Origin of the sequence: Pseudoalteromonas arctica, from assembly GCF_012927645.1 — a bacterium.
Lineage (GTDB): Bacteria > Pseudomonadota > Gammaproteobacteria > Enterobacterales > Alteromonadaceae > Pseudoalteromonas > Pseudoalteromonas arctica_A.
Map to the genome: position 1 here is coordinate 1 of NZ_JABBMT010000101.1, position 631 is coordinate 631.

The 631-nt window shown below is 39.6% G+C and carries 2 rRNA genes; both read left to right on the top strand.

The window, feature by feature from the left end:
* A 16S ribosomal RNA gene (locus tag HHO47_RS19080) occupies nt 1–103 on the top strand; the annotation flags it as partial.
* A 421-nt stretch (nt 104–524) separates the two neighbouring features.
* Nucleotides 525–631: ribosomal RNA gene (locus tag HHO47_RS19085) — 23S ribosomal RNA — on the top strand; the annotation flags it as partial.

Consider the following 631-nt stretch of genomic DNA (forward strand, 5'->3'; position numbering starts at 1 on the left):
TAGTCTAACCCTCGGGAGGACGTTTACCACGGAGTGATTCATGACTGGGGTGAAGTCGTAACAAGGTAGCCCTAGGGGAACCTGGGGCTGGATCACCTCCTTATACGATTTAGAACTTATTTGTTCGACGTGTCCACACAGATGAATGTTTATAAATCTCGCTCCGCGATATTTATTGCTCTTTAAAAATTTGGAAAAGCTGATAATAAAATTCGTATGAATACATTGTATTTGTACAGAGTTTTCAAAAGTAAAAAAGAATGATAGCAGTATCATTCAGTGCCATTTAATCTTAGGATTAATTGGTATCTACTTTAGTATTCAATATTAACTTCTGGCGAAGTTAAACTGTCACAAAACAGTATGTTTATATTTCGATATAAACTTGCGACGTGGATTTGATACTTAGGCAACGCCGCTGATATTTTTGTCGCTGGGCGCATAACGTGTTATGTAACCAAGCAAAAATAGAAAGCAAGGCAGCATAAGTAGCAAAGACCAAGCAAGACCCGTTTGGGTTGTATGGTTAAGTGACTAAGCGTACACGGTGGATGCCTTGGCAGTTGGAGGCGATGAAGGACGTATTAACTTGCGATAAGCCTAGTCAAGCTAGTAAAAAGCACTTGAGACT